This is a genomic window from Microcystis sp. LSC13-02 (genome assembly GCA_002282935.1).
Classification (GTDB): domain Bacteria; phylum Cyanobacteriota; class Cyanobacteriia; order Cyanobacteriales; family Microcystaceae; genus Microcystis.
Genome location: MTBT01000020.1, coordinates 1 through 7,090 on the forward strand (window position 1 = coordinate 1; position 7,090 = coordinate 7,090).

The following is a 7,090-nucleotide window of genomic DNA, read 5'->3' on the forward strand; positions in this document are numbered from 1 at the left end:
CTAGAATTTCGTCTTTGCTTCCTTAATAGTATAACTTTACTAGAAAAAATCAGAGCAAATATTTAGGGACGGTGATGATCCTAAATCCTGTTTAAAAAGTATCGGAGAGTGGGAAGTGGGGAAGTCCAGTTATATCATTTTTCACAAGTAATGGGGCAGCGATGGTTAATTGCCCTCACCCCCAACCCACCCGACTTCGGGGGGCGACGGGAGAGGTCTTTCGATAGACTAGAGTTATAGCCCGACAGTGGGAAGCTAGTGGCTGGAAAAGCTTAATATTTGAGATGAACCGATCGAGCGAGGATATCGTCTAGAATTGATTAGCTCAAAAAATCCTGACTGAATCTACCTTTAAGCGAACTTTTCTAAAAATGATGGCTGAATTACTGAGTCTAGTTCCTGCCAAGTCCCTCGAAACCGATGTAGTGGTAGGGGAAGCGTCGGCAGTATGTCCCCTTCCTCCAGTCACGGTTAGTAATGATACCCTACTTATTTCCCTGATCGATCGCTTGCGACGTACTTTGGAAAATCACCGCGGCGAAAATCAAATTGTGGTGATGCAGGATTTCCCGGATCCCGATGCCCTTTCTAGCGCCTGGGCCTATCAAATTATCGCTGAACAGTACAATATTCACTGTGATATAGTCTATGCGGGTACTCTCTCCCATCAGGAAAATGTCGCTTTGGTAAAACTAACGGGTTTACCGGCTAAACGTTGGGGAGTCCATACCCTCAAGGATAGAGATCTCTCGGTTTATCAGGGTTGTGTTTTTGTCGATGGTCAGGGAACCAATAGTCAGTTAACCACTCTGGTTAAACAGGCAAAAATTCCCATTATTGCTGTGATCGATCATCATACCCGTCAAGGGGATCTAGAGGCGGAATTTGTCGATATTCGTCCCCAAATGCGGGCAACAGCGGCGATGTTAACCCAATATATCCAAAAAGGGTTACTGACTTTTAATAGTAGCGATACCGTCCATGTTAAGTGTGCCACAGCTTTGATGCACGGATTGCGATCGGATACGAATAATTTAATGCAAGCGCAAGAGTGTGAATTTATTGCTGCTGGTTATCTCAGTCGTTTCTACGATGCCCAATTATTAAACGCTGTCCTGCAATCGGCCAGATCCCGACGGGTGATGGATGTGATTGAACGGGCCTTAAAAAACCGTATTATCAAAAATAATTATTCGATCGCCGGGGTCGGTTATTTGCGTTATGATGACCGGGATGCGATTCCCCAAGCTGCCGATTTTTTGGTGACAGAAGAAAATGTTCACACGGCTTTGGTTTATGGTATCGTTCACGATGAAGATGAGGAGATCGAGTTAGTCATTGGTTCTATGCGTACCAGCAAAATTACCCTAGATCCCGATGAATTTCTCAAGGAAGCTTTCGGACAGGATAACCAAGGTCGCTTTTTTGGTGGTGGTCGTTATATGGCCGGAGGTTTTGAAATTCCTATCGGTTTCCTCGGTGGTTTTAATAATAATGCCGAATATGCGAAACTTAAGTGGGAACTCTATGACACCCAAATTAAACAGAAACTTTCCCATCTAGTTAACCCCGATGAAAAGGTAATTCGCACCTAGCTATCGGACCTCAGCTATCTATTATCATCGCAAAGACCGACCCTACAGTGATATGAAACTTTATTTTGTGCGTCATGGATTAGCAGGACAATCTGGGGATTATCTCAACGATGGGGAACGTCCTTTAACCGAGGAAGGTAAGGCAAAAACCGCTAAAGTTGCCCAAAGATTAGGACAGTTGGGGGTGAAATTTGACCTAATTCTCACTTCTCCCCTAGTGCGTGCCGTGCAAACCGCCGAAATTTTGCAAAAATCGGGTTTAAGCCGTAAAATTGAGCAATTTAATCCCCTATCACCCAACGGCAATATTCAAGACTGGGTGCAATGGTGGCAAAAGTCGGACTATCAGCGAGAGGAAACCGCAATCGCACTGGTGGGCCACGAACCGGATTTAGGCTATTGGACGGAAATGCTAGTTTGGGGCAAGTTTCAAGGAAAATTATCGGTCAAAAAAGCGGGAATAATCGGTCTAGAGGTTCCCAATCAACAAAATCCCCTAGGCAAGTGTCAGTTATTCTGGTTGACAGCCCCGAAATTACTCCTCTAGGAATTAACCTAGGTGTATCTATCCTTTTTGGAGACTACAATCGATGTTTAGTTAGGGTCTGCTGAAAAAGTTTTTCGGTGGGGGTAGGAGTCAGGAGTCAGGAGTCAGGAGTCAGGAGTTTCAGGCTTTGTTGCCCTTNNNNAATCCTATTTTCTTGCACTAACATCGGACTTTAACAGGTCAAAAGCTTTATTTTAAAAGGGTTTTACCATTATTCAGCAAGCCCTAGTTAATAGTTAAAAAATCATAAACGATATAGAATTACGCCAGTTATTAACTGAGAAGTTAGCAGTTTTATCCGCAGACAATCTTAATTTAGTTGGGCAATTTATTAATAAGTTAACTTATCAATAGTTCTCAAACAAATCCGACAATTACCTAACAGAAAAAGCATTACAAAAATGGCAATTTTTAGTTAAAAATAACTAAGAAATGGACAATAAAAATCCTTTAAGTGAAAATGAAATTAAGATAATTTGCCAATTTTTAAGTCAATCTCATCAATCTAGTCTGGTAGGATTAGCTAGGGCTGGCTGAATAAATCTGAAAACCTTGTTGGATAAGACTTTTAGACTTTTTGTCAATCAAAAAGTACCGGATATGGGAGTGATCGGGGGGAAATTTAAGCACTTTTTCCCTGAAAATTAGGTAGTTGACCACCTGAAAATCGGTAAAACCCATCCCCCATCCCCCAACCCCCAACCCCCAACCCCCACCGAAAAACTTTTTCAGCATTCAGGGGCAAAAGCTAACCAGTAGGGGAATTGTAAAAGAGCGAAATTGAGCCGTTCTTCGGTATCATCGATGATAATGAGCGGTGAATACTTATCCTCGATTAAACGTTCCGCTTTTTGAATTAAAGCTTCGGGAGACTCAAAGAGAACGATGCCGCGGTCTGGTCCAAAATCGGCGCGGGAAATGCCGAGACAATCTTGGAGGCCGCGCCGCCATTCGCCTAAACGTTCGGGACTATTAGCCAGAACTAGAGAACGGAAGCGATCGCCCTGTAATTCCGCCATAATCGAGATAATTGCCGAAGCGACCAGAATATTCTGGAGACGGCTGCCCATACCGCGAACAGTACCCCGGCCTCCCTGTTTAAAGAACCACTGTTGCACCCGTTCGGCATGAATTGGTTCAAAAGTGCGCCGTAGTTGCCAAGGGGGACCGTAATAGTCAGGACGACTGCGATAACGGTCTAAAAGAGTTTGGATGCGCTGATTTTGTTCAGAAAAGCCCTGTCTAGGGGTAGATTGTCCCACCGGTTCCGATTCATAACCCGAACGGTTAGAACGACGGGGTTCTTGCCAATTATCCTGGCCCTGGTTACTGGTACGGGAGGGACGGGGACGTTCTTCGGGATAATCTCGGCCTTGACTGCCACGGGATGGGCGCGGGTTTTCCTCCCGTTCGGTCCGCAGGGGAGGTTCCACGGAGCGGGGGGATTTTTCGGGGGTTTCAAAACGGGGTAATTCCAACTGTTCGGCAGCCGCAGCCAAATCCTGTAAACTGCCCACCAGATAGTCTTTAAATCCCTGAACCCGCACGGCTATGTCCTGGGAGACTCCGGCGAAATTACTCCGCATTTCCTGCCGAATACGCTCACGACGGCGTTCTAACTGTTCGATCGCCAATTCTAAAGCCTGTTTGCGTTGTTCTAGGTCTTTTACGCCTTCCTTGAGCATTCTTTCGATTTGAGCTTTGATATCCCCTAGTTCTTCGGCGATCAAGCGTTCTCTTTCCGCTTTTAATGCCGAGATTTCTACCTCTAGGCTCTGTTTTTGCCGTTCTAGAGCCGAGATTTCCTCCCACAGGGGTTGCGCTTGCGCTGGGGGAACTAATTCGCCTTCGGGGGCGATTTCCGATGGCAGGGGATTCTCTACCTGGCGATCGTTCCAGAGATCGTCAAAACTAAATTCTTCGACAGATTCATTGGGTAAGTCTGTCATTTTGTCAAGGGGTAAAACATTAAAATCTTCTGAATTCATCGGCTTTAGAAATGCAGAGCGAACAAAGGGCCAAGGCAGGCAATTAAGACGCTATTAGCTAGATTTTATTTTATCTCAATCTTAGTTCGCTTCTGAGTCGATCGCTTGCGATGCTGCTAAAGGATAGTATTTTTCCAGGCACAGTCTCAGGGTTGCGCTGTCAAAGATAATTGGCAAAAAATGAATGCTGTTAATTTCTTTGAAATAAAATAATATCGGGACTTGATTCCAGAAAATCCGCCAATTTTGCCATTCTTGGTAGGGAAAGGAGCGAATTTGTTGCCCGGACAGATAGACATCTAGGGAGGTGGGGGTAAACTGGAGACGAATGCGGGTAGTCTGGAACATCAAGAATAGTCCTAACAGGGAGAAAATTATTCCGATCCAGACCTGTAAAAAGAGTAAAGGCAGCGATAAAATTACCAAAAACAGGGGAATTCGATAGTTAGGAGCCAGTTCGATCGTTCCTGTTACTTCTTGCGGGGAAATAGTTTTCATCGGTGTCCCTATCGGCAGTCAGCCAAAATATCTTCGCTTCTAGTTTATCCCATTGTTTTTCCAGAGGCGATCAAGATAATCGAGACTCGATCGGGGATGATCTGGTGATGTCATGGTATCGTAGAAGGAGACTTTACCACCATAGGCGCGCCGGAGATTAAAATCAGTTAAGACCTTAGATCGTTGATCGGCGAGGATTAATTCTGTATTTAAGAGGATTAAATCAGCAAAATGGGTGATAGATTCGCCTAAATCATGGTTAACCACCATGACAATTTTATTTTCTTGGGCTAACTCACCAAAGATATTAAAAAGGATGCCCTCGGTTTTTTGATCTACCCCAACGAAAGGTTCATCAAAACAGAAAATCTCCGCTTCTTGGGCCAAAGATCTGGCTAAAAAGACTCTTTGCTGTTGTCCTCCCGACAGCTGACCGAGGGGACGATGGCGTAAATCAGCCATTTCCACCCTTTCTAGGGCATTTAAAGCCTGTTGACGACTAATATGGGAAAAAGGACGAAACCAACCCGTTTTTCTGACTCTCCCCATCATTACCACATCCCAAGCGGTGACGGGATAGGTCCAGTCGATTTGAGATCTTTGGGGAACATAAGCGACTTTATCCAGTTGTTGCTGTAGAGATTGCCCTTGATAGTTAACGGTTCCCTGTTGTACGGGAATTAATCCTAGCATGGCTTTGATCAGGGTACTTTTGCCCGCACCGTTGGGACCGATAATACCGGTTAGTCGTCCTGGATAAATTTTCAGGGTGATATCCCGTAGGGCTTCCACGCCGCGATAATATACTCCTAGATGACTAACTGTAATTGTCGTTTGCATAGTTGTTACCCTGAGTCTTCATTTCTAGCATAACTAAAAATGAGACAATTATGAAGCAACCATGAAAAGATTATGAAAGATAGGCGGGGTGAGATTAATCGCCACTCAGTAAAGCTTCCACGAATTCGTAACTGGAAAAAGGCCGCAGATCCTCGATTCCTTCCCCAGCGCCAACAAAGCGAATCGGTAGGTTAAGCTGACGCGCTACGGCAAGGGCAACACCCCCTTTAGCTGTACCATCGATTTTAGTCAGGATCACGCCGCTTAATTGGGCAGCTTCCGAGAAAACCTCTGCTTGTCGCAGCCCGTTTTGTCCTAAAGTGGCATCGAGAACTAGAAGGGATTCCACCACGGCACTCTCGGCTTTTTTGTCGATAATGCGGCGAATTTTGCTTAATTCTGCCATTAAGTTCTTTTTATTCTGCAATCTTCCCGCCGTATCCACTAAGAGTAATTCTACCTCCCTGGATTTAGCGGCTTCGATGCCATCGTACACCACGGCGGCCGGGTCGGTATTTTTGCCCGGGTTGGCAATTACTTCGACTTGCGATCGCTCTCCCCAAACTTTCACCTGTTCCACGGCAGCAGCGCGAAAGGTGTCGGCAGCGGCGATCATACAGCTATAGCCAGATTGTTTAGATAAATGGGCTAATTTGCCGATAGTCGTCGTTTTACCCACTCCGTTAACTCCTGTGAGCATCCAGATATTTAATTTGCCTTTTTCTGGCTCAAAACCGGGGTTGCTATAATTGGCTAAAGGTGCATCTAAAATCTCGCGGATAATTTCTTTGAGATATTCGATCGCTTTTTCGGGGGGCAAAGCTTCCTGTTTTAGCTTATTTTGGAGGGTAGTGATAATATAATCGGTGGCATCTACCCCCACATCAGCCTGAAGCAATAAAGCTTCGATTTCCTCCACCGCGTCTTGATTGAGGGGACCCTGACCGACCACGGCCTTAAGCTGATTAACCAAGCTGCGGCGCGTTTTGCCTAAACCCTGACGCAATTTTTTTAACCAGGTGATTTCTTCTTCGGAAACGTCCTCTGCTTGTCGTCCCTGATTGGCTAAAACTTTGGCCGACCAGATAAAATCCTCATCCGGTTCTGTGGGGGTTTCGATGGCGGTTTCTTTGAGAATTTCGAGGCGCTCGGATTTTTTCAGCCATGCGGGGGTATTATCCTCGGTTTCCTCTTCTTTAACTGCTTCTTCCTCTTGCGGAGGTTCGGTTTCAGCAATAGATGTTTCAGGGGTTTCGCTAATGACGGCCTCGGCCGTGGCTTTTTTCTCTTGAATATTTTTAAAGGCTTTTTTGGCCCAATCTAAATATTCTTCCTGACTGGTTGCCTCGCTGGGGGTTTCCTCTACGGGTGCAGGGGGTGCTTGTTCTTGTTCGGGTTGGACTTTCTGACGACGGAACCAGTTAAACATTTAAGTACAGGACAAAAAGCTTGAAAAGTAGGCGAGAGTAGGGTTTCATGAGAAATAGAACCAATCTCCAAAACCCTATGAACCAGTATAGTGTCCTAAAGTAAGCCCTTCAACCCCATCTCGGATGGCATGGTGCTTTGAATTTCGTTTCTGGCACTGTTCCTACTAGCTTTAATCAAAGTCAAAACCGTCA

The 7,090-nt window shown here is 45.3% G+C and carries 7 protein-coding genes; 2 read left to right on the forward strand and 5 right to left on the reverse strand.

The genetic code is table 11. The features are described 5' to 3' along the window. The first annotated feature begins 371 nt into the window (after positions 1-371). Both BGL89_RS01370 and sixA read left to right on the forward strand, forming a co-directional pair. Positions 372-1,595, forward strand: a complete 1,224-nt coding sequence (locus tag BGL89_RS01370; protein WP_286823899.1) for a DHH family phosphoesterase — start codon at positions 372-374, stop codon at positions 1,593-1,595. 52 nt (positions 1,596-1,647) lie between these two features. Beyond that, a complete protein-coding gene (gene sixA / locus BGL89_RS01375; protein WP_286823901.1) occupies positions 1,648-2,142 on the forward strand; it encodes a phosphohistidine phosphatase SixA in 495 nt (164 codons plus the stop codon). Positions 2,143-2,661: 519 nt separating this feature from the next. On the opposite strand, the gene BGL89_RS01380 is transcribed toward sixA, so the two are convergent. The 5 genes from BGL89_RS01380 to ftsY form a co-directional block, all read right to left on the reverse strand. After that, the gene (locus BGL89_RS01380; RefSeq protein ID WP_286823903.1) at positions 2,662-2,877 is read right to left on the reverse strand and encodes a hypothetical protein; all 216 of its coding nucleotides are present in this window, start codon (positions 2,875-2,877) and stop codon (positions 2,662-2,664) included. Beyond that, on the reverse strand, positions 2,871-4,130 hold the full coding sequence (locus BGL89_RS01385; RefSeq protein WP_286823905.1) for a DUF3086 domain-containing protein: 1,260 nt from the start codon (positions 4,128-4,130) through the stop codon (positions 2,871-2,873). Before BGL89_RS01385 ends, BGL89_RS01380 begins: the two co-directional genes overlap by 7 nt. A gap of 81 nt (positions 4,131-4,211) precedes the next feature. Next, a complete protein-coding gene (locus BGL89_RS01390) occupies positions 4,212-4,628 on the reverse strand; it encodes a DUF3119 family protein (protein WP_286823907.1) in 417 nt (138 codons plus the stop codon). A 39-nt stretch (positions 4,629-4,667) separates the two neighbouring features. Then, complete coding sequence (locus BGL89_RS01395) at positions 4,668-5,468, reverse strand: metal ABC transporter ATP-binding protein (protein WP_286823909.1); 801 nt, start codon at positions 5,466-5,468, stop codon at positions 4,668-4,670. Between the two features lie 94 nt (positions 5,469-5,562). Continuing rightward, positions 5,563-6,897, reverse strand: coding sequence for a signal recognition particle-docking protein FtsY (gene ftsY / locus BGL89_RS01400; protein WP_286823911.1), 1,335 nt, complete (start codon positions 6,895-6,897; stop codon positions 5,563-5,565). Positions 6,898-7,090: the final 193 nt, after the last annotated feature.

Excerpts from the sequence above, each read along its gene's own strand:
- BGL89_RS01370 (WP_286823899.1), top strand. The coding sequence starts at position 372 with ATGATGGCTGAATTACTGAGTCTAGTTCCTGCCAAGTCCCTCGAAACC.
- sixA (WP_286823901.1), top strand. The coding sequence starts at position 1,648 with ATGAAACTTTATTTTGTGCGTCATGGATTAGCAGGACAATCTGGGGAT.
- BGL89_RS01380 (WP_286823903.1), bottom strand. The coding sequence starts at position 2,877 with ATGCTGAAAAAGTTTTTCGGTGGGGGTTGGGGGTTGGGGGTTGGGGGA.
- BGL89_RS01385 (WP_286823905.1), bottom strand. The coding sequence starts at position 4,130 with ATGAATTCAGAAGATTTTAATGTTTTACCCCTTGACAAAATGACAGAC.
- BGL89_RS01390 (WP_286823907.1), bottom strand. The coding sequence starts at position 4,628 with ATGAAAACTATTTCCCCGCAAGAAGTAACAGGAACGATCGAACTGGCT.
- BGL89_RS01395 (WP_286823909.1), bottom strand. The coding sequence starts at position 5,468 with ATGCAAACGACAATTACAGTTAGTCATCTAGGAGTATATTATCGCGGC.
- ftsY (WP_286823911.1), bottom strand. The coding sequence starts at position 6,897 with ATGTTTAACTGGTTCCGTCGTCAGAAAGTCCAACCCGAACAAGAACAA.